Annotated in this window: 20 protein-coding genes; 10 read left to right on the top strand and 10 right to left on the bottom strand. The window is 43.4% G+C overall.

Annotated features, from left to right (window positions below):
• Window positions 1-255 precede the first annotated feature (255 nt).
• From rseP to PLH26_RS09885, 3 genes are all read right to left on the bottom strand, one after another.
• A complete protein-coding gene (rseP, locus tag PLH26_RS09895) occupies window positions 256-1,635 on the bottom strand; it encodes an RIP metalloprotease RseP (RefSeq protein WP_324585851.1) in 1,380 nt (459 codons plus the stop codon).
• A gap of 81 nt (window positions 1,636-1,716) precedes the next feature.
• Complete coding sequence (locus PLH26_RS09890) at window positions 1,717-2,871, bottom strand: 1-deoxy-D-xylulose-5-phosphate reductoisomerase (RefSeq protein WP_324585850.1); 1,155 nt, start codon at window positions 2,869-2,871, stop codon at window positions 1,717-1,719.
• Between the two features lie 108 nt (window positions 2,872-2,979).
• Window positions 2,980-4,479, bottom strand: a complete 1,500-nt coding sequence (locus PLH26_RS09885; protein ID WP_324585849.1) for a GH3 auxin-responsive promoter family protein — start codon at window positions 4,477-4,479, stop codon at window positions 2,980-2,982.
• A 141-nt stretch (window positions 4,480-4,620) separates the two neighbouring features.
• Here PLH26_RS09885 and rplU point away from each other — a divergent pair, with 141 nt between their 5' ends.
• From rplU to PLH26_RS09865, 4 genes are all read left to right on the top strand, one after another.
• A complete protein-coding gene (gene rplU, locus PLH26_RS09880; RefSeq protein ID WP_324557916.1) occupies window positions 4,621-4,923 on the top strand; it encodes a 50S ribosomal protein L21 in 303 nt (100 codons plus the stop codon).
• Between the two features lie 51 nt (window positions 4,924-4,974).
• On the top strand, window positions 4,975-5,241 hold the full coding sequence (gene rpmA / locus PLH26_RS09875; protein WP_324557918.1) for a 50S ribosomal protein L27: 267 nt from the start codon (window positions 4,975-4,977) through the stop codon (window positions 5,239-5,241).
• Window positions 5,242-5,321: 80 nt separating this feature from the next.
• Window positions 5,322-5,492 (top strand): hypothetical protein, encoded by a 171-nt coding sequence (locus PLH26_RS09870; protein WP_324585848.1) that lies wholly within the window; start codon window positions 5,322-5,324, stop codon window positions 5,490-5,492.
• Between the two features lie 114 nt (window positions 5,493-5,606).
• Window positions 5,607-7,280, top strand: coding sequence for a helix-hairpin-helix domain-containing protein (locus tag PLH26_RS09865; RefSeq protein ID WP_324585847.1), 1,674 nt, complete (start codon window positions 5,607-5,609; stop codon window positions 7,278-7,280).
• A gap of 112 nt (window positions 7,281-7,392) precedes the next feature.
• Here the strand turns inward: PLH26_RS09865 and PLH26_RS09860 are convergent, their stop codons facing one another.
• The 3 genes from PLH26_RS09860 to PLH26_RS09850 are packed head-to-tail and all read right to left on the bottom strand — an operon-like array spanning window position 7,393 to window position 13,163.
• The gene (locus tag PLH26_RS09860) at window positions 7,393-11,157 is read right to left on the bottom strand and encodes a sensor histidine kinase (RefSeq protein WP_324585846.1); all 3,765 of its coding nucleotides are present in this window, start codon (window positions 11,155-11,157) and stop codon (window positions 7,393-7,395) included.
• On the bottom strand, window positions 11,154-11,930 hold the full coding sequence (mazG, locus tag PLH26_RS09855) for a nucleoside triphosphate pyrophosphohydrolase (RefSeq protein ID WP_324585845.1): 777 nt from the start codon (window positions 11,928-11,930) through the stop codon (window positions 11,154-11,156). Before mazG ends, PLH26_RS09860 begins: the two co-directional genes overlap by 4 nt.
• 3 nt (window positions 11,931-11,933) lie before the next feature.
• Complete coding sequence (locus tag PLH26_RS09850; RefSeq protein WP_324585844.1) at window positions 11,934-13,163, bottom strand: DUF3667 domain-containing protein; 1,230 nt, start codon at window positions 13,161-13,163, stop codon at window positions 11,934-11,936.
• 38 nt (window positions 13,164-13,201) lie between these two features.
• On the opposite strand from PLH26_RS09850, the gene PLH26_RS09845 reads away from it, so the two are divergent.
• Complete coding sequence (locus PLH26_RS09845; RefSeq protein ID WP_324585843.1) at window positions 13,202-14,065, top strand: RHS repeat domain-containing protein; 864 nt, start codon at window positions 13,202-13,204, stop codon at window positions 14,063-14,065.
• A gap of 47 nt (window positions 14,066-14,112) precedes the next feature.
• On the opposite strand, the gene PLH26_RS09840 is transcribed toward PLH26_RS09845, so the two are convergent.
• The 4 genes from PLH26_RS09840 to PLH26_RS09825 all read right to left on the bottom strand — a co-directional run bounded on the left by PLH26_RS09840 (window position 14,113) and on the right by PLH26_RS09825 (window position 15,851).
• Window positions 14,113-14,331: a hypothetical protein gene (locus PLH26_RS09840; RefSeq protein ID WP_324585842.1), complete on the bottom strand. Its 219-nt coding sequence runs from the start codon at window positions 14,329-14,331 to the stop codon at window positions 14,113-14,115.
• A 56-nt stretch (window positions 14,332-14,387) separates the two neighbouring features.
• Window positions 14,388-14,570 carry a hypothetical protein gene (locus PLH26_RS09835; protein WP_324585841.1) on the bottom strand — a complete coding sequence of 61 codons (183 nt, stop codon included), beginning with the start codon at window positions 14,568-14,570 and terminating at the stop codon, window positions 14,388-14,390.
• A 95-nt stretch (window positions 14,571-14,665) separates the two neighbouring features.
• Window positions 14,666-15,157 carry a CinA family protein gene (locus PLH26_RS09830; protein ID WP_324585840.1) on the bottom strand — a complete coding sequence of 164 codons (492 nt, stop codon included), beginning with the start codon at window positions 15,155-15,157 and terminating at the stop codon, window positions 14,666-14,668.
• A 31-nt stretch (window positions 15,158-15,188) separates the two neighbouring features.
• A complete protein-coding gene (locus PLH26_RS09825) occupies window positions 15,189-15,851 on the bottom strand; it encodes a DUF6766 family protein (RefSeq protein ID WP_324585839.1) in 663 nt (220 codons plus the stop codon).
• Between the two features lie 621 nt (window positions 15,852-16,472).
• Between PLH26_RS09825 and PLH26_RS09820 the strand changes: the two genes are divergently transcribed.
• From PLH26_RS09820 to PLH26_RS09800, 5 genes are all read left to right on the top strand, one after another.
• The gene (locus tag PLH26_RS09820) at window positions 16,473-17,048 is read left to right on the top strand and encodes a YciE/YciF ferroxidase family protein (RefSeq protein ID WP_324585838.1); all 576 of its coding nucleotides are present in this window, start codon (window positions 16,473-16,475) and stop codon (window positions 17,046-17,048) included.
• A gap of 222 nt (window positions 17,049-17,270) precedes the next feature.
• Window positions 17,271-17,564 carry a hypothetical protein gene (locus PLH26_RS09815; RefSeq protein ID WP_324585837.1) on the top strand — a complete coding sequence of 98 codons (294 nt, stop codon included), beginning with the start codon at window positions 17,271-17,273 and terminating at the stop codon, window positions 17,562-17,564.
• An 82-nt stretch (window positions 17,565-17,646) separates the two neighbouring features.
• Window positions 17,647-19,182, top strand: coding sequence for an FAD-dependent oxidoreductase (locus PLH26_RS09810; protein ID WP_324585836.1), 1,536 nt, complete (start codon window positions 17,647-17,649; stop codon window positions 19,180-19,182).
• Between the two features lie 86 nt (window positions 19,183-19,268).
• Complete coding sequence (locus PLH26_RS09805; protein WP_324585835.1) at window positions 19,269-19,715, top strand: SET domain-containing protein; 447 nt, start codon at window positions 19,269-19,271, stop codon at window positions 19,713-19,715.
• A gap of 289 nt (window positions 19,716-20,004) precedes the next feature.
• A partial coding sequence (locus PLH26_RS09800; protein WP_324585852.1) for a DUF6496 domain-containing protein occupies window positions 20,005-20,120 on the top strand: 116 nt, incomplete at its 3' end.

The following is a 20,120-nucleotide window of genomic DNA, read 5'->3' as shown; positions in this document are numbered from 1 at the left end:
GCACCGCATGCTTACACGTACAAAGAACTTTGCTGTCAAAACCGGTCAGCCCCGGGATCAATTTGAAAATATGAAAATGTGGTAATTTGAAAATGAATACAACATTATCTCTTCAAAAAGCAACTGCAAATATACAAATAAACCGGTAGACTTAGAACCTGTTAGGACTGCCAGGCACATTCACCGTGGTCCTACGCTCCTTCGTCGCGTACCGACCACTACCATTTTCAAATTCTCAAATTAAAAATTTTCAAATTATTTCCCTCTCCCCCATCCGAACCAGTCGTTGCCATTGGCGTAAATAAGCAATCCGAATAATATTACCATGCCGGCAATCTGCGCATATTCAAGGAATTTGTCGCTGGGCTTGCGACCCGATATCATTTCATACAGGGTAAACATTACATGCCCGCCGTCCAGCGCCGGTATGGGCAACAGGTTCATAAAGGCAAGCACTATGGAAAAGAATGCAGTGATCCGCCAAAAGGTTTCCCAGTCCCACCCGCTATCGGGGAAGATGGATCCCATCGCCTTAAAGCCACCTACTCCCTTGTAGGCGCCTGTTTCGGGAGATAATATCTTTTTAAACTGGTCTATATAAAATTGCAACTGTTCGCCCGCCATTTTTACGCCGGCAGGAAATGCCTCCAGTGCGCTGTACTTCGTTATATGCAATTTCAATACGCCCATACTGTCTAAATCCGAAATGGTGCTTACCGGGTAAAAACCGATCGTGCCTTCTTTGGTAACGGCTGTGGGTAGCGATAAAGTATCATTTCCCCTTAGCACACTTACCTGAACGGTTTGCTCCTTACTGTTTTCCAGGATGTTTTTGAGTTCATCAAAAAATACGGCGGAAGCCGAGTTCACGGCAATTACCTGGTCACCTTTTCTTAAACCTGCTTCATAGGCATTGCTTGAATCAGCTACCTGATCCACTATCACAGGTATGCGCGGTTCCAGCAAAGGCATCCGGCTTCTTTTCTTCTCTACCAGCTTGCCTATAAGGTCTACCGGAAGGATAACCGTTTCCAGCTTCCCGTTTCTTTCTATGCTCACATTGTTCCCGAGGATCAGTTTTTTAACAATATCGGTATAGTCTTCTACAGGCTGGTCATTCACCGCTAATATTTTATCGCCGTTCCTGAATCCCAGGTCAAACATCAGGCTGTCCCTGAATGCCAGCCCGTATTTCATGGAACTTACCGGCACTTTTTTCTCTCCCCATACCAGCAATATCATGCTGTATATGAAAAACGCAAGGAGAATATTCATGGTAACGCCGGCAACCATAATAATCAGGCGCTGCCAGGCGGGCTTGCTCCTGAACTCCCACGGCTCGGCAGGCTTTTTCATCTGTTCTTTGTCCATACTTTCATCTATCATGCCCGCTATCTTCACATAGCCGCCCAATGGCAGCCAGCCCACGCCATATTCCGTTTCGCCCACTTTCTTTTTAAACAATGAAAACCAGGGATCAAAAAACAAATAGAATTTTTCTACCCTGCATTTAAACCATTTTGCGGTAAGATAATGCCCCAACTCATGGATCACAACCAAAATAGAAAGCGACAGGATCAACTGCCCTGCCTGTAAACCCACCGATGCCCAGTTTATCGCTAATAATGTTATCATTTAAGTGTTTGACTTTTTTTATTGGTAAAAGTTGAAACGATAGTAATGTACCCTCTTTTTCATTTCGTTTTACGGATCAGATCATATATGGATCAAAGAAGCGGCAAAATTACGGGCCTCGGCATCGCTCTCAAAATATTCTTCCAGGGAAGGCTCCTTTATATAAGGTATCTTTTCCATGGCTCTTTCTACCATTTCCATCATATCTAAAAAACCTATCCTGTTGCGTAAAAAGCCGTATACCGCAATTTCGTTTGCGGCATTGAGCACGCAGGGCATATTGCCGCCTTTGTGCAACGCATTCCCGGCAAGCGCCAGGTTACGAAAAGTTTTAATATCGGGCTGTTCAAAATGCAGTCCGGGAGAACGGGTGAAATCATAACGCGGAAAAGCATTGGGTATCCGTTGCGGAAAAGAAAGCGCATATTGTATGGGCACTTTCATATCGGGCAGGCCCATCTGGGCCTTAATGCTGCCGTCTTCAAACTGCACCATGGAGTGTATAATGCTTTCCGGGTGCACAATTACCTGTATCTGCTCCGGCTGCAGGTTGAACAGCCACCGCGCTTCTATCATTTCAAGCCCCTTGTTCATCAGGGTTGCAGAGTCAACCGAAATTTTAGCGCCCATATTCCAGTTGGGATGCTGCAGCGCATGTTCTTTTTTTACATTCACCAGGAAGTTGGGCTTTTTGCCCAGGAACGGACCACCCGATGCCGTTAATATTACCTTTTCTATTTTATTCCGGGTTTCCCCTATCAGGCATTGAAAAATGGCAGAATGCTCAGAATCAACCGGAATTACGGGAACCCTTTTCTCTACAGCCCGCTGCATAACAATATCGCCGGCTACTACCAGCGTTTCTTTGTTCGCCAAAGCAACGGCTTTTCCCGAATCAATGGCCTTTAAGGTTGATTTCAGTCCGGCAAATCCAACAATAGCGGCCACCATCATATCATAGGTATCAAAAACGGCTGCTTCTTCGAGTGCATTTTCTCCGGCAAAAACCTTTACATTGGTTGACGCCAGCGCTTCCTTTACCGCCGCATATTTGCTTTCATTTACGATCACAACCGCATTGGGATTGAATTTTTTTGCCTGTTGTACCAGCAGTTTATCATTAGAGTGGGCGGTTAAGATCTCCACTTCAAATTTATCCAAATTAGAAGCAATTACTTCCAGCGCCTGTGTGCCTATGGAGCCGGTGGAACCAAATATAGCTATTCGTTTTTTCATTCAATTGTGTTGCGAACAAGTACAGTTCAGGTATTCAAGATACGGCATGTAAAAGCATTGGTAAAAATTATCTGATCATTATTTCAAATAATACACAGAGGGTTTGGGCTATACTTCCTGCAGATATCGCTTCAACTCATCTGCTATTTTCCTGTCGTTGCTCAAACGGGGAACCTTATTCTGTCCGCCTAATTTACCTACGCTTTTCATATAATCTATGAAGCCGTTTTTTCTAACCGGTCGTATTTTCAGGGTTTGAAGAATATTACCGGTGATCAGATCGTCATAATAAATATTCTTCTGTCTTAAATTCTTATCTACCGCTATTGAAAAATCATGAATGCTCTGAGGTGAGTTTTCAAATTCAACAAACCATTCGTGGTAACTCCTGCCCCTGCCCTGTTCTATCATGGGTGCAACAGTAAATTCCGTGATCTTCAATCCTTCCTCTTCGGCTGCTTTCATTAAGCTGTATTCCACTTCTTCACCAATTACATGTTCGCCGAAGGCTGATATAAAATGTTTGATGCGGCCGGTAACCACTATACGGTATGGATCTGTTGAAACGAATTTTATAATATCGCCCAGGTTATAACCCCACAGGCCGGCATTGCTGTTGATGATGAGCGCATAATTTTCGCCCATTTTTACATCTTTGAGTGAAAGACGCGCTGGATGATCAGAAAATATTTCCTGTGCGGGCACAAATTCAAAAAAGATACCAAAGTTCGTATTGAGCAATAATCCTTCATGCTGTTGTGAATCCTGGAAAGCAAAAAATCCTTCCGATGCCGGAAAGGTTTCAATGGTATCTACTTTTTCACCTATGCTTTCAAACAACCTGGCCTTATACGGTTCAAAATTCACCCCGCCCTGCACCATCACATTAAAATTAGGGAACAGATCTTTTATCTTTTTACCGCTGCGCGCCGTCAGTCTGTCAAAATACATTTGCATCCATGGAGGTATTCCGCTGATCATGGTCATATCCTGGCCAATGGTTTCATCTACTATTTTCTCCAGCTTGGTCTCCCAGTCTTCAATGCAATTGGTTTCGTAACTGGGCAGTTGGTTGGTACGCAGGTACCGGGGAATAAGGTGATTGGAAATACCGCTTAACCGGCCGGTGGGTATACCCCCTATCCGTTCCAGTACCGGGCTGCCGCTCAAAAAAATCATTTTGCCATTGGCAGAGGAATAATTCCCGGTTTCCGACATATAACAAAAAAAAGCGTTGCGGGCCGTTTCAAAATGATTGTCAACCGATTCTTTTGTTATAGGTATATATTTTATCCCACTGGTGGTGCCGCTCGTTTTGGCAAAATAAATGGGCAGCCCTTTCCACAAAACATTGTGTTTGCCCTGCTTGATCCGTTCAATATAAGGCTTAAATGCCTCATAGTCGCGTAGGGGAACCGCCTGCCTGAATTCATCGTAGGTTCCTACTTCATTAAACAAATGTTCCTTCCCGAATTCTGTTTTTCTGCCCGTCTTAACCAGATCTTTCAAAACCTGCTCCTGATCCGCCAGGGCCGTAAACATCGATTTTTTGACCTGCTTATGTATATATCCGGCAAACGGCTTCGCCAGAAAAGATTTGATCTTCATGTGCTTTCAGCAAGAATAGTTGAGACCGCAAAGATAACTTTACGCCTGCAAAGAGACAGCTTAAGCTGATAAGATTTTTTCTTTCAATTGTTTGTCATGAACAAAATTAATCTTACCTTTGCACTCCTTAAATTTTGCCTCATGTTTGCGATAGTTAAAATAGCCGGTCAGCAGTTTAAAGTTCAGCAGGGACAGAACCTGTACGTTCCGCATTTAGATGGAAAAGCAGGCGACGCCCTGGAGTTTACTGATGTGTTGCTGGCAGATAATGGTGATACCTTATCAACCGGCGCCGATGTAAAGATAAAAGTTAAAGCCGAAATAGTTGGCGAAGTACAGGGCAATAAAGTCATTGCCTTTAAAATGAAAAGAAGAAAAGGCTTCCGTAAAAAACACGGACACCGTACTTTGTTTACGCATATCAAGGTAACAGATATCGCATAGTTGAAATTCGAGTACTGAAATTCGAAATTGTAATTTCTAAATTAAAAGATCATGGCACATAAGAAAGGCGAAGGCAGTGTAAAAAACGGCCGCGACTCGCAAAGTAAACGCTTGGGTGTAAAAATATATGGCGGACAACCTGCAATTGCAGGCAACATTATTGTTCGCCAGCGTGGCACCGCTTACCATCCCGGTAAGAACGTAGGTGTGGGAAGAGACTTTACCCTGTTCGCACTGAACGATGGTATGGTTGAATTTAAGAAGGGGAAAAACAACAAAACCTTTGTTTCTGTAGCCGCTGCTGAAGCAACAGATTAAAAAAAAATTTTGCAGTTGGAAAAATGTTTTTACTTTTATGACGTTAATCCATTATTAACTAACCATTAAATTCTAAAAACATGGCAACAGCAAAGAAAGCTGCTAAAAAAGCTGCTCCTAAAAAAGCTGCTAAAAAAGCCGCTCCTAAGAAAGCTGCTAAAAAAGCCGCTCCTAAAAAAGCTGCTAAAAAGGCTGCTCCTAAAAAAGCTGCTAAGAAAGCTGCTCCTAAAAAGGCTGCTAAGAAAAAATAAGCTTAGCATCTCTCTACAGAGCGAAAAATATAAAGTCCCGGTTACGGGACTTTTTTTTATTGCTGCAAATACCGAAGCCTTTATTCTGTAATTTAACAGCCAACTTTTTCCCATATGGATAACTCACAAATAGCAGGTGCTTTTTCTTTGCTTTCGAAACTTATGGATATTCATGGCGAAAACAGCTTCAAAGCAAAATCGTATGCAGTGGCAGCTTATACCATAGAAAAGCTGCCTTTTGAATTGGCTGAACAATCCTATGATAAGGTATTTTCCATAAAAGGGATCGGCGCTGCTACAGGTAAAAAGATCATGGAGATCAGACAAACCGGGAAATTGAATGCACTGGAAGAATACCTGCAAAAAACACCATCGGGTATACTGGAAATGCTGAACATAAAAGGACTGGGGCCAAAAAAGATAGCTGTTGTATGGAAGGAAATGGGGTTGGAAACGATTGGAGAACTGCTGTATGCCTGTAACGAAAACAGGCTATTGCTTTTTAAGGGCTTCGGGGAAAAGACCCAGCAAAATGTAAAAGCTGCTATTGAATTTTACCTGCGCAGCAAAGGAAGCTATTTGTATGCCGAAATAGAACCCTATGCTCTGCAACTGCATCAGCAACTCAAGAAACAATTCCCCGGTCACCGGTTTGAACACACCGGTGCTTTTGCAAGACAATCGGAAACCATTGATATACTTGAATGGGTAAGCACTGCAGGCAATGCCGAACTGGAACAGTTTTTGGCAGCACACTCATTTTCGGTTACGGAAAAAAATGAAACAGGCATCCGCTTTAAAACAGAAAACAATATTGCTATTGCATTTTACACTGCCCGTGCCGAAAACATCGGGAGCATTGTATTTCATACCAATTGCGCAGGCCCGTTTTTAAATGAATGGGAAAAAAGATTCCCGGTCAGGCAAACGTTCAGCAGTGAAGAAGATATCTTTAAAAGTGCCGGCATTCCCTATATACCGCCCTGCCTCCGGGAAAAGGAAACGATCATAGCCGCTGTAATGGACCGGCCGTTGCCCGAACTTATTCGTCCTGAAGATATAAAAGGTGTTATTCACAGCCACAGCAACTGGAGCGATGGAAGGCAAAGCGTGGAGGATATGGCAAATGCAGCCATTGAAAACGGGTTCGAATACCTGGTGATCAGCGATCACAGCAAATCGGCTTTTTATGCCAACGGGTTAAAGGAAGACAGGATCAAAGAGCAGCATCTTTATATTGACACACTTAATGAAAAGCTTTATCCGTTCAAAATATTTAAAAGTATTGAATCCGACATCCTCAATGACGGCAGTCTCGACTACAACAGCCAGATATTGGGTACTTTCGACCTCGTAATAGCATCCATTCATTCCAATCTTAAAATGACGGAAGACAAAGCCATGCTGCGCCTGCTCACCGCTATTCAAAACCCGTATACCACCATACTGGGGCATATGACCGGAAGGTTGCTGCTGAGCCGTGAAGGATACCCTGTAAATCATAATACAATTATTGACGCCTGTGTGGATCATGATGTGGTAATAGAATTGAACGCCCACCCCCGCCGTCTGGATATAGACTGGCGCTGGATAGACTACGCATTGGAAAAAGGTGCCATTATTTCTGTTGACCCGGACGCACACAATACAGAGGGTTATAAAGACATACGCTATGGTGTGCTGGCCGCCCGGAAGGCCGGGTTAACCAGGCAAAGCAACCTCAGCAGCTACAGCCTGCCTGAATTTGAAGCATTCTTAAAAAAGAGAAAAGAGAAAAAAGGGATTTGAAGAAAGTTGCAGGGTACAAGGTACAGGTTACAAGGTGCAAGTTCCAGGGTGCAGCGTACCGGGTACAGGGTGCAAGTTGCACAAGCTGAACTCATACCTGAGACCTGAAACCTCACACCAGCTTACCATTTTCATTAAGCGGCAGCTCCACGTAAAAAGTAGTGCCCTTCCCTTCTTCGGTATCAAACCAGATGCTTCCCCTCGATTGCTCCACGATGCTTTTGCATATTGCCAGCCCTAATCCTGTACCCGAGGTTTTGGTAGTAAAATTAGGAGTGAAGATGTTAACGAGCATGGCCCTGGGAATGCCAGATCCGTTATCTGTGATGCTGATCGTTACGTTGTGTTCGTTTCTTTTTTGCCGTACGGCAACCGACCCGTTTTCATCTTCGGGAATAGCTTCTATGGCGTTCTGTAAAAGATTGGTGAACAGCCTGTTGATCTGGGTTTTATCTGCATCGATCAGCAAAGGTTCTCCGGCGGGTTCCCACTGAATGCTTACTCTTTCCTGTACATCATGAAGATATACCAGCGAGTTCAGCAGCTTATTTATGTCGAAAACTTCGTTCCTCGCGTTCCCGATATTAGCGAATTCCGAAAATTCGGAAGCTATCCTCGACAAATGATCGATTTGTTCAACAAGGGTTTGAGCTACGTTTGAGGACAGCTCCTTTACATTGGGTGCATTGTTATTGATGGCTTTTTGCAAATATTGTATGCTCAGCTTCATAGGTGTAAGCGGATTTTTAATTTCGTGCGCAACCTGTCTTGCCATTTCACGCCATGCGCCTTCTCTTTCCGTTTTGGCCAGGGCCGCTGCGCTTTCCTCCAGCTTCTGAACCATTTTATTGTATTCTTTGACCAATCCGCCAATTTCGTCTTTTTTGGTCCATACAATTTCTGCATTGTGCTTGCCGAGATTCACATCCTTCATCATTGCACTAATAAGGGTGAATGAGCCGGTTATCCTGTTGGTAAGGAACAATGCAATAATACCGGATAACAGGAAGATAAAAGCATTCAGGTTAATGATGGTAACCAGAAAACTCGATATCTCCTGCTTAAGCCGGTTCTGAGAATTGAAATAGGGAATATTAAGATATGCAACCGTTTTTCTGTTATCGGCCAATACGGGCACATAAATACTGAGGTAATTCATTTTACCATACTTTTCTTCCTGCACATACTGGATCTTTTTTTGCCGGTTCAGATTATAAAAGGCAAGCGGATCCATCATGCGGCTTAATACCCCTTTATTGTATACAAAAGGCTGGGATGAGATCTGAAGCGACCCGTCGGAATTATAAAGGTTAACATCTGCATTATGCAGTTGAGCCATTTCCGTGATTTGCTGCCGCACCGATTTCCCATACGCAGAATCATACACCTGCATAATATCATCCATCAACCTGTGGTCGCTGACCTTGTTCTTTAACGCAGCGGATATATCCTGTATTGACCGGCTCAGCTTATCGCGGTTGTTCTTATTATAGGAGGCAGTAAAAAATAAAATAGTGGCCGCACCTACTACAATAAAAGAAAACACGCTTACAAAGATCACAGTGCCATATATCTGCGACCGGATATTAAAATCCGTGATCTCCCGCAAGGCCCGCCATCGGAAGCCCGACTGGATAATGATGCTTGCTACCTGGAATAGCGCCACCAGTAAAAGAAAAGAACAAAACAGGTATGCAAAAAGCGTGATGGCTTCCATAATGAAGTTGCTTCGCCGCGTTATAATAATTACTTTATTGCCCGACTTGTACCACAATTCGCTATATCCATTGACCATCTTTTCAAAAAATTCCTGCCTGGGAAGATCACTTTCCGTTAAGGCTGTAGGAAAGCTATAATCGTTAACATATACCTGTAAAGCACCGCTGTCGTAAATTGCATAAGCATAATCGGGAGCGTATTCAAATGAATAATCTTCAGCCTGCCTGAACAATTCGGGATACAGGGCCTCACTGCGATAGCGCTTGGGATTCGACAGCATGAAAAAATACGCCTTCGTGGCATGCGCACTATCCCTGATCTCTTTAAGGTAGATGTAGCTGAATTTATCGAAAGCCGTTTCGTAATAACGCAGTCCGGGTATTTTGGTGTCTTTACCCTGCACAGAATAGATCGTATTCAATTCATCAAAGGTCAGTCTTTCCCCGCTGGGAATGGGCCGCTCTTCCGCGTCATAAAAGAACAGTTCCGTATCATACTTATTAAGATAGGGGGTAAAGTTGGCGTTGATAAGGCTGTCTTTAAATATGGCGCTTTGCACAGGATCGTGGAGTCGCCAGAGGTGAGTAAGAAAAAAATTATTGCTGAAGCTTTGTATGGCTATATTCAGTAACCGCTCGCTGGAAGGATCCGTTTGCATTACCAGTTTCTCTGCCGTTCTTTTCCGTAACTCCAGCTCGCGCGAACGGTTCTGAAAGATAATAATAGATGCAATAGATGCAGAAAAAACAAACAACCAGAAAAGGGCATTTGCTACCAGAAAATTATTTTTTTTCAAGCTGAGCTCCACTTTGCTCATGAGGTACACATACAATATCAGCCAGCTCAGCATACACAGCTCAAACAATATATAGGAGTGGCTCATTCTTACGCTCAGTCCCAGTAACCCGATAATGGCAATGATCAGTATGGGATGATAACGCGACCTGCGGTTCAATATGGTGATAGCCCTTAAAACGGCCTGTGAAAAAATGAAGTATCCCAGCGATACGCAACACAGCACGATAAACCCAAATACACTATAAATGTTAAGACTGAAAAAATTGGTAACGTCAAATGAAATCTGTGAATCGGCAACCAGGCTTCTTATTACATGCCCGCCAATGAAAGTGGCTACCACCATCACCAGGGCCAAAATTATAATGGCTACACGGCGCCAGGCTATGCTTCGTATGTGCAGGCGGATATTTTGTTTTGAAAACCGGATCCTTGCAAAAAGCACCAGCCAAAAAAAGAGGATACTGTTGATCAGCAAATCGCCCAGCGAACGCGAAATAAAACTGGAGCCGTATATAACAGGGTCAAACAGTTCAAACTGACGGAAATTGGCAGGCACAGGAAAAAAATAACTTAATGCACGTAAGCCTATCATCAGAACAACCATAAAAGATACTCCCGCAAGCGCGCCGGCAGTTCTTGAAATCGCTACTGCCACATTATGAAAAAAGAACAGTGTGAGCAAGGATCCCAATATCCTCAACAACATGGTCAACCAGTCATTGCTATGCTGGTCAATCAAAGATTTAGGCTGAAGATAGAAAAGGGTTGTGCCGTTAATGCTTTGTATCGGATATTGGGTAGGCGTAAATACAAGTGCATAATTTTCTTCAATATGCGCGTGATTAACGAAACCGTTCTTCAGGTATTCACTTTCCAGTACATACTGGCGGCGAACAGGTAAAAGATATAAAGCGATGACGGATCTCTCTCTATAAATGATTTTTTTTCGTATCACTTCATACTGGCCATTGGCCAGGGAAGCGATATACCTGGGCTGCTCTTTCTGCAACAGATCATTCTCCGGTAAAACAGATTGTGTATTCCAGAACAAAAGATCGTAGGTTCCCGGAGCTGCTTCTTCATACAAAAAAACCTTATACTCCTGCTGAGTGATCCGCTGCACTTCAGCTTCATTTTCCTTTTTGTTAATGATCCGCCCAAGCAATGCCGTATCTCTTAAAAAGGAATCGAAATTTTTTTCGTTGCGCCAGATGTATTTTTCCAGGGATTTTTTTACGCCGCCCGGTGAAGAAGTGTAAGACCAGTAATTACTAAAGATAAACGACAGCGTAAAAAGCCATGCTGCTCCGATAAGCAGGTAGCCGTTGCTATACAATATATCGGTCCAGAATTTTTTCAAAATTCAGTTTTTTGCTTTTTAACCTCGTTCCAGATCTCATCCATTTCTTCAAGCGACATTTCCGATAAATTCCGGCCCCCTGATATTGCCGCCTGTTCCATACGCGTAAACCGGTCAATAAATTTTTTGTTGGTGCGCTCTAATGCATTTTCAGCGTCGATATGCAAAAACCGTGCATAGTTAATGAGTGAAAATACAAGATCGCCATATTCACCTTCAATGCTTTCAGCATCACCCTGCGCTATGGCCTCCTGCAATTCCCCCATCTCTTCCTCAACTTTTTCCCAAACCTGCCCGCGATTATCCCATTCAAACCCCACCTGCTTTGCTTTCTCCTGCAACCGCATGGCTTTTACGGTTGCGGGAAGCGCCGAAGGCACGCCGCCTAAAACGGATTTCTTGCCTTCTTTCAGTTTTAATTTTTCCCAGTTGCGTTTCACATCGTCTTCATTTTTAACCTGCACATCTCCATAAATATGGGGATGCCGGAAGATCAGCTTTTCACACACGCCATTGATAACATCCTCCAACGAAAACTGTTTTTGCTCACTGGCTATTTTAGCGTAAAAAACAATATGCAACAAAATGTCTCCCAGCTCCTCCCTGATCTCTTTCCAGTTGCTTTCAGTTATGGCATCTGCCAGCTCATAGGTTTCTTCAATGGTAAGCGAACGCAAAGTGTGTATTGTTTGCTTTTTATCCCATGGACATTGCGCTCTTAACTCATCCATGATCTTAACCAATCTCAAAAAAGATGATCCGGTTGTTTCCATGTTTTAAACTTTGTAAGCCGATATGACAAAGAAAATGACGATCAAAAAAATCATCGCAATAAAGGTCATCCAGCTTAATAATAAATATTTGAGCATCGTTTTTGATCTTCCCTGCTGATAAAAATTACGCATGGCCTTATACACATAATAAACCATGTATAAAACCACAGCCGCCTTTATCAAAGAAAGAACCCGCCAGTGCAGTTGCGCGTGAATTCCATCCAGCGTATAATACAGCAACAGCAATATAAAGATCGCACAATAGGCATGAATAGAAAATATGCCGTGACCGGCATAATAAAACGATCCCCGCCGTATATATAAGAGCTTTAAAAAAAAGGCAAACAGCGGAAGAGAAATGAACAGCATGGTAGGAAAGGAATGCTTAAACTTCTCCACTATGGTATTGAAAAGCTTACTTCTATCTTTTTTTTCTTCACTGTGCCAATGGAGCAGCTTTAATTTTATACTTCTTTTTATCCACCCGTCCTTCTGCCCTGCCGGCAGCTCATCCTGCACTGCTTTATAAGTAGCCTCGTCTTTGTAAAATGTAAAGTCAATGAATTCCTTATCATTTATCAGCACCTTATCCCCGCCGGAACTGCCGGTTTTGCTCATTTTCCGGGCAGAATCAATTTTCGACCTTACAGAAGGCGAAAAGGGAATGACGGTTATAACAGAGTCCGATATATCATCTGCCCTATTAAGGATCTCTTTATTTTGAACGCTGTCCTTTTTAAGGCTGTCGGTTAACAGCCTTATGCGCTGTTCATACTTAACAATTGCCGTTTGAATGGCTGCTTTTTCAACCGCATCGTCTGTTGCGGTTAACATGCCCTGCAACGTTTGCAGTTCGCCCTGCTCATTTGCCAGGGTTTCCCGAAGGCTTTTCCTCCCTTCAGCTTCCGGGCCATGGCTGCTGATAAAAGAAAAATAAACAAGAAAAAAGAAAGCGGAAGTAAACACATACATCCGTATCGGGTGTAGATAGCGCACTCTTCTGCCCCGCACATATTCGGCGGTAAGAAAACCCGGCTTCAGCAACAGGTATTTAACTGTACTGAAGAACTTACCGTCGAAATGCGTGATATCGTTAAAAAAATGTGTTACCAGGTGCCAGGCCGGTTCCCGGGGCTCAATATTTTCCTGTCCGCATACACCGCAATACCTGCCCTGTACCTCTGCCCCGCAATTCAAACAATTTTTCTCCTTTCTTTCTTTAAAATGAGACACCGGTCTAAATTTTGATAAAAATAATACTTTTGCCAGCTATGAAGGTTCACTTATTCCCGTTTCTGCGCAGTCTTGCACTATTAAATATAGCTATCCTATCCGGTCACCAGGGGTTTAGCCAGTATTATTATCACGATATCATACTCACCGCTCAAAATCAGCAACAGCAGCAGCTATACAAAAAGAACAGCGTAACCGGCGTAAAACTGATCAGTTATGAGGCCAACGGGCAACTATCCGAAGATTTCGTTTGCAATATAACTCCCAACAACAGTTACACGCAAACCAAAACATTTACCCAATCGCCCCTTACCGGAACATCATCATCCACTGCTTTTTATAATTTTAAGGGACAGTTGTACCGTTCTGCAGACAGCAGCAAAGAATCGGTTAACAAATATGAATACAGCTACGACAGCACAGGAAGATTGGGGGCTGCTACCAGTGTATCGGAAGGGTTCACCAGTAAGATCCAACAGAAAGAAACCCATGTATGGAAGTATGATGACAATTGTCCCGAAAATATGTTCCGCATTAAAAATGGCACAGACACCACTATAGTACGATTTGTTTGTGATGAGCGGGGCAATATAACGGAGGAAGAAAGCTGGCGGCATAATATTTCAACCGACAAAATATATTATTATTACGACAGCCTTCATCGTTTGTCGGATGTTGTGCGGTACAACAACAGGCTGGGCAGGCTGCTGCCGGATTATATATTTGAATACAATGATGAAGGACAGCTTGCACAAATGATAACTGTTCAGGGAGGAAGTGATTATCTTATCTGGAGATATGAATATGCAGAAAACGGGTTGAAGACAAGAGAACTATGCTTCAACAAGCAAAAAAGCCTGGTAGGAAAAATTGAGTATCAATATACTTTTAAAGGCAGATAACCGGCACTGCCTGCAGATACATTATTGTGGCCGGTAAACCAGGCGTATTAAAATATATACCATTTGCTTTCGTTGTCCTTTGCATAACTCAGTCCATTGCTCATAACATGAACCTCTTTGCCGGAAGCAGCATCTGTATACGTTTCCTTTTCGTAAACCCTTACGCCATTGTTTTCCCTTGTCAGGTATAAAATCAATGCATGTATGCCCGGGGCCACATCATGAAGCCACTGCTCATCATTTTCTCTTACAAAGGCAGAACTCATATCAACGGTTTTTCAAAAGTTACAAACTTAATGCGATATTCGGAAATGAAGCAGGATCAATCCGGTAAAACTTCGCATTCCCAGCCCCGGGTTTGCCCGTATGTTACAATTTCATCTGCCGTTTTATCGCAACCCTTTTCCGTTACATTACCTGCCGTGTCGCGGCATTCATAGCACCTGTTTTTCATGCAGGAAATTCCCGTAAACGACAATATAATAAGTATAAAGAAAAATTTCATATGCCTGTTTTGAAATGATTGGACTGAACATATTTCCATTTCCCGCCACATGGCGGCTGCCTGCCAATGAGGCTGGTACCAACCCGTGGCGTGAGCTACATTTTTGCACCTATGATTTCCATCAATGTTTTCAACACTTCTTTACAATAAAAAAGCTGGAGATTGAATGTTTCGTCTTTCTGAGGTGAAAGCTTTTCTGCTTTTTTAATTTCACCTTTAAAAGCAATGGCAAAATAGGCGAACACTTCATTGTTGGATTCGGGTACCGGGGTAGCATAGCCGGTAATGCCGATTCCCCAGCTGCTGCCAAAAAGCGGGCAAACGTGCAAAGCCATTTCTGCAGCTACTTTCGCCGACACGCAATTACAGGCCAGGGCATGAATAGGCTCTACGTTAAGATGCCTGTATTTTTGCGCAATATTATAAGCTGTGATGCCGCCCTGGTAAAATCCGATGGATCCTTCCGCCGAAGAAAAGGCCAACTGCATCAATCCTGACGTTACGCTCTCTCCAACAGCAATGGTCTCACTTCTCTTGCATAACATCCGGCCTATTTCATCCAGGTACACACCGGGAAACAAATTCATGTATCATCAATTTTATGGTTATACGCTTACATTACCCGCCGGTTTCATCATAAGGAGCGTCAACCGGTTTTGATTCCGGAGATCCTTTTTGCCTGAGCCATATCGAAAGCAATACAATGGAAGCCACCGCCAGGAATTCGCTTTGCCAGTTTTGGAACGATTCAAACCAAAAACGCGATGATGCTATATATTCATTCCATGAATCGGGTGGCAGACCTTTGTCTGATTGTTCTTCATTGTGCCCTTTAAGGCTGCCATAAAAATGCAGCATGAAAGAGGCCAGGAATAAAAGACCGAAAGCTATTGAAAGGGAATTTTTATAGACGCTTAGCCATATCCCCCCTTTTTTAACCGGCCATGGCGCATCGGGGTGGGGCCTGGGCTCCCGGTCAACCTCCTCCTCTCCTTCCATTTTCTTCGACTCGGAGGAACCCATCTGCCGCAGGCTTACCGTTAACAATACATACAAGGCCATTTGCAAAAACTCACTTTCCCAGTTTTCAAAAGTGGCCTGTATAAAATGCCCGCTCCGGCTGTATTGGGCTACCGACAATGCAGGCTTACCTTCTTCTTCTCTCTCCTTATTCTTTTCTCCCCGGCCCGTTAAGAACTGGGCGGTCCAAAAAACAAGCATCAATCCCAGTAATACCAGGCTCAACCCGTTGCGGCGCACAAAAGTATATTTACCGGCCATGCTGTATATTTATTTTTTGCAGGTGCTCTTCAATGGGCCACAGTATTTACTACTATAGATATACAAGTTGTATGCCGTTGCTCAAAGCCCGGCCCGGTCTGTTCATTCTGGCTCATCATTTGAAATGTTATCGCATTAAACACATGCAATGCCTGAAGGACCCGGCATCATTATTTTAAAGGAAGCAGTACAGCATTTGAAAAAGCATTTGAATTAAAAAAGCACTGGCTGGCGCATACCAAAAAAATATGCCCGCGGTGCGATCTTCCTTTCATAAAAAAATATTGCGGTAAAACCCACCGCAGGAGGAGCTTCTTTTGCGAGAACTGCCAGGTAAAATACAGCTAGATCTTCAAGGCTTGTTTCCTTCGTGCTTTCGTGACTTTGTGGCAAAACAACAACAACCTGGTTTGTGTCTTCAAAAAATCATATCCAACTTTCCCCATTACACAAACTGTGTAATATTTTCCTCCAATTGCAATGCCTCCTTTACACCCGCATTTTGTTGTAAAAAACTGCTGCGATCAGGTAACCGAAAATATAGTATGAGGTGGCACATCATTTGTGAATCAGTTTGGAGACAATCTTCAACAATTCTATTACATTTTTAAATTTACGATTATGCCAAACACAAAGAAAGCGCCGGCACGCAATCAAAAAGCAAGCGGGGCCAATGCCTCTGCCATAATGGATAATACGCAACTGGAAAAATTTTTCATAGATGCCCTTAAGGATATTTACTGGGCCGAAAAACATCTGACCAAAGCGTTGCCTAAAATGAGGAAAGCAGCCACGACAGAAGAATTGCAGGATGCCATTGAAGACCATTTGGCCCAAACACAGGAACATGTAAGCCGCCTGGAAGAAGTATTTGAAATGCTCGGCAAAAAGGCCCAGGCAAAAAAATGCGATGCCATGGAAGGCCTGGTAAAGGAAGGTGAAAGCGTTATCGAAGAAACAGAAGATGGCAGCATGACAAGAGATGTAGGCATTATTATTTCGGCTCAGAAAGTAGAACATTATGAAATTGCCGCTTACGGGGGCTTAACCCAGCTTGCCCGCACTATGGGACTGGAAGATGTAGCCGGTATTTTACATCAAACCCTCGAAGAAGAAAAGCAAACGGATATGCTGCTTACGGAAATAGCCGAAAACGATATCAACTGGGAAGCAGAGCAGGAAGATGAAGAAGAGTAAGTTATATAAGTTATAATACAGGGCTGACCATAAAGGTCGTTGAACGTCTTTGCGAGGGAGGAACGACCGAAGCAATCTTATTGAACGATAGAGATTTAAGTATGTAAGCTTGTTTCTCTTCGCTCGCAATGACGACTTTTTTGGTCAGCCCCAAATATTGTCGTATACCGGGCATGGCACTATCAGGAAGTTCTGCTGACGGGAATGTCAAAAATGGTTGTTATGTCTGATCTGTTTACTTTTTTATTCGAATGGGAGCACAATCAATATGAAGCATCCTGTTTTCGCAGTGCTGAAGATAAAGGATTAACGAAATACGCGGTTACCTTTAAGCACCCCAACCCTTTCCCCCAATTCGGCGCTGAGCCTCACAACTTATTTGTTGAACAGGATGGAAGGTTCTATTGCCGGGGAAGCAGCGACAAAGGTTGCCTTTATTTCAGGGCCAATCTTATACGCTGGCTAAAAAAACATTTGAAAGAACCGGGGCCCCTTAAGCACAAATGGGGCGGGTAACCAAACCATTTGACCGTGATCCAAAATGGCAATGCTCTTATGCATTACCTGAGGCTATGCCGTTAATGTTAAATGAACAACTATGATCAAAAGAGATGGACACAACACCAGCCTCTGGCAGGCAAACGCTACAGCATTTACAGCAACCAACAGTGCAGCCACAGATGAATTATACGATGTGATCATTGTTGGCGGCGGCATAACCGGAATAAGCACCGGCCTGCTGTTGCAGCAGTCGGGGAAAAAATGCCTGATCATAGAGTCTGCCAATATTTGCTTTGGCACTACCGGTGGCACTACAGCTCACCTCAATACCTTACTGGATACACCTTATTCTGTTATAGAACAAAAGTTCGGTAAGGAAAATGCAAAGCTGGTTGCCACTGCAGCCAGGGAAGCGCTGGAGCTCATTAAAAACAATATAGCAGCATTAAAGATTGAATGCGGGTATAAGGATGCCGGCGCTTTTTTATTCGCACAGGATGAAAAACAGGTGGAAGAGCTGGAAAAGATCAAAGATGCATCAGAAAATGCAGGGCTTGATATACAATATAGCGATCAGATCCCTGTTCCGTCTTCATTTCTGAAAGCTGTAAAAGTTAACGGACAGGCGAGGTTCAACCCTGTTCAATACGTGTACGCACTGGCAGATGCTTACGAAGCCCTGGGCGGGGTAATACTTCAGCACTGCAGGGTAACGGGCGCCGAAAACAATGAAGTGGTAAATGTAGAAACGGAAAAAGGATCGTACAAAGCGGTTGACCTTATTTATGCTTCACATATACCGCCCGGTGTTAATTTGCTGCACCTGCGCTGTATCCCCTACCGCAGTTATGCCATGGCGCTTACTTTGGCAGACAACAATTACCCCCGGGATCTTTGCTATGACATGGTTGATCCTTATCATTATTACCGCACACAGGAAATAGACGGGCAGCGTTATCTTATTGCAGGAGGTAAAGATCATAAAACCGCACACGAGGAAAATGAAGAAGCCAGCTTTTTGTCTCTTGAAAGCCATTTGAGAAAAATGTTCAATATTGCTGGGATCAGGTATAAATGGTCTTCGCAATATTTTGAACCGGCCGACGGACTGCCCTATATCGGTCATCTGCCCGGCAATCCTGAGCATATATATGTGGCTACCGGTTATGGCGGCAATGGCATGACCTATAGCACCGTTGCCGCAATTACTTTATCGGCGCTGATCTGCAATAAGAAAACACAATATGAAAAACTATTTGATCCCAACCGCTTAAAGCCTGTGGCCGGCTTTACGGATTTTATAAAGCATAATGCGGATGCGGTAAGGCAGTTCTTCGGTAAGTTATTTTCGGGAGAAAAGCTGGAAGAGCTGGCGGCATTGGCGCACGGTGAAGCAAAGCTGGTTGTTTTCGAAAACCAGAAGATCGGGTTGTACAAGAATGAGGAAGGCAGGCTTTTCGGTGTAAATCCCTCCTGTACCCATCTTGGCTGCGAAGTAAAATGGAACAATGCCGAAAAGTCGTGGGATTGCCCCTGCCATGGCGCCAGATACCATTATACAGGCAAAGTGCTGAATGGCCCGGCCGACAGGGATCTGGAGCCTGTTGCCGTGGAATTTCTTATTGAAAGCTGAATTTTATATTCACCGTGTGCCCTACATATATGATCTTTGGAAAAAGAATGTAAACGAAAAAGCAAAGCCGGAGCAGTTTATTGCATATGACGAACGATATAAAACTGATCGTAAAGAATTCAACCCTGCCGCAGGCCGGCAAAGGATTATTTACCCTGTCATTCATTCCTGCCGGAACCCATATTATTGAATACAGGGGCCGTGTAACCACCTGGAAGGAAGTAAAAGAAAAAGAGGCCGACAATGCCTATATAATGTATGTAAACCGCAATCATGTTATCAACGCTTTACCTTACAAAAAATCACTGGCCAGGTACGCCAATGATGCAAAGGGAGTAGGAAAGATCAAAGGATTGCGCAACAATGCCGTGTATGCTACTGTAAAAAAACGGGTATACATCAAAGCTACCAGGGATATAAAGGCGGGTGAGGAAATTTTAGTTGATTATGGAAAATCATACTGGCAAACGATGAAAGAAAACAGGGAAATTGATGAACAAAGGAAACAGGACGCTAATAAGCACAGATCATAAGCAGATAATTGTTTCTTTCTATACCCATATTGCATGGGGAATTGAAAGTGCAGGAATGTGTATATTATTCCCCATGTGTATGGCTGCAGACGGGCGCTGAAAAATTTTATTTTAATACAAATGCCACAAAGCGGCAGACACGTTTTTTTCAAATCATCTCTTTTGTACGGAACCTGCCTCTTTTTATTGCTCAGATCCGGGCTGCAAAGCTTCTTCTGTATCATCCCCAATGAATAACTGTATCCTGTCCGGCACAGAATTTACAACATACTCATAAAAACCATTGTATATGGCAAAGTATTCAAAAAAAGCCCAGGACAAGGTTGAAAAAGCAATGCATGAAAAAAAACAGGGCAAGCTCAAAAGCGGCAGAAGCGGTAAAAAAGTAACCAGCCGCAAACAGGC

It is taken from the genome of Agriterribacter sp. (assembly GCF_035444585.1).
Taxonomy (GTDB): domain Bacteria; phylum Bacteroidota; class Bacteroidia; order Chitinophagales; family Chitinophagaceae; genus Agriterribacter.
The sequence above is the reverse complement of the archived record's forward strand: the minus strand, read 5'-3'. Positions and strand labels throughout refer to the sequence as shown.

Bases quoted from the DNA above. Each gene is read 5' to 3' on its own strand.
- rseP (WP_324585851.1), bottom strand. From the start codon at position 1,635: ATGATAACATTATTAGCGATAAACTGGGCATCGGTGGGTTTACAGGCA.
- PLH26_RS09890 (WP_324585850.1), bottom strand. From the start codon at position 2,871: ATGAAAAAACGAATAGCTATATTTGGTTCCACCGGCTCCATAGGCACA.
- PLH26_RS09885 (WP_324585849.1), bottom strand. From the start codon at position 4,479: ATGAAGATCAAATCTTTTCTGGCGAAGCCGTTTGCCGGATATATACAT.
- rplU (WP_324557916.1), top strand. From the start codon at position 4,621: ATGTTTGCGATAGTTAAAATAGCCGGTCAGCAGTTTAAAGTTCAGCAG.
- rpmA (WP_324557918.1), top strand. From the start codon at position 4,975: ATGGCACATAAGAAAGGCGAAGGCAGTGTAAAAAACGGCCGCGACTCG.
- PLH26_RS09870 (WP_324585848.1), top strand. From the start codon at position 5,322: ATGGCAACAGCAAAGAAAGCTGCTAAAAAAGCTGCTCCTAAAAAAGCT.
- PLH26_RS09865 (WP_324585847.1), top strand. From the start codon at position 5,607: ATGGATAACTCACAAATAGCAGGTGCTTTTTCTTTGCTTTCGAAACTT.
- mazG (WP_324585845.1), bottom strand. From the start codon at position 11,930: ATGGAAACAACCGGATCATCTTTTTTGAGATTGGTTAAGATCATGGAT.
- PLH26_RS09845 (WP_324585843.1), top strand. From the start codon at position 13,202: ATGAAGGTTCACTTATTCCCGTTTCTGCGCAGTCTTGCACTATTAAAT.
- PLH26_RS09840 (WP_324585842.1), bottom strand. From the start codon at position 14,331: ATGAGTTCTGCCTTTGTAAGAGAAAATGATGAGCAGTGGCTTCATGAT.
- PLH26_RS09835 (WP_324585841.1), bottom strand. From the start codon at position 14,570: ATGAAATTTTTCTTTATACTTATTATATTGTCGTTTACGGGAATTTCC.
- PLH26_RS09830 (WP_324585840.1), bottom strand. From the start codon at position 15,157: ATGAATTTGTTTCCCGGTGTGTACCTGGATGAAATAGGCCGGATGTTA.
- PLH26_RS09825 (WP_324585839.1), bottom strand. From the start codon at position 15,851: ATGGCCGGTAAATATACTTTTGTGCGCCGCAACGGGTTGAGCCTGGTA.
- PLH26_RS09820 (WP_324585838.1), top strand. From the start codon at position 16,473: ATGCCAAACACAAAGAAAGCGCCGGCACGCAATCAAAAAGCAAGCGGG.
- PLH26_RS09815 (WP_324585837.1), top strand. From the start codon at position 17,271: ATGTCTGATCTGTTTACTTTTTTATTCGAATGGGAGCACAATCAATAT.
- PLH26_RS09810 (WP_324585836.1), top strand. From the start codon at position 17,647: ATGATCAAAAGAGATGGACACAACACCAGCCTCTGGCAGGCAAACGCT.
- PLH26_RS09805 (WP_324585835.1), top strand. From the start codon at position 19,269: ATGACGAACGATATAAAACTGATCGTAAAGAATTCAACCCTGCCGCAG.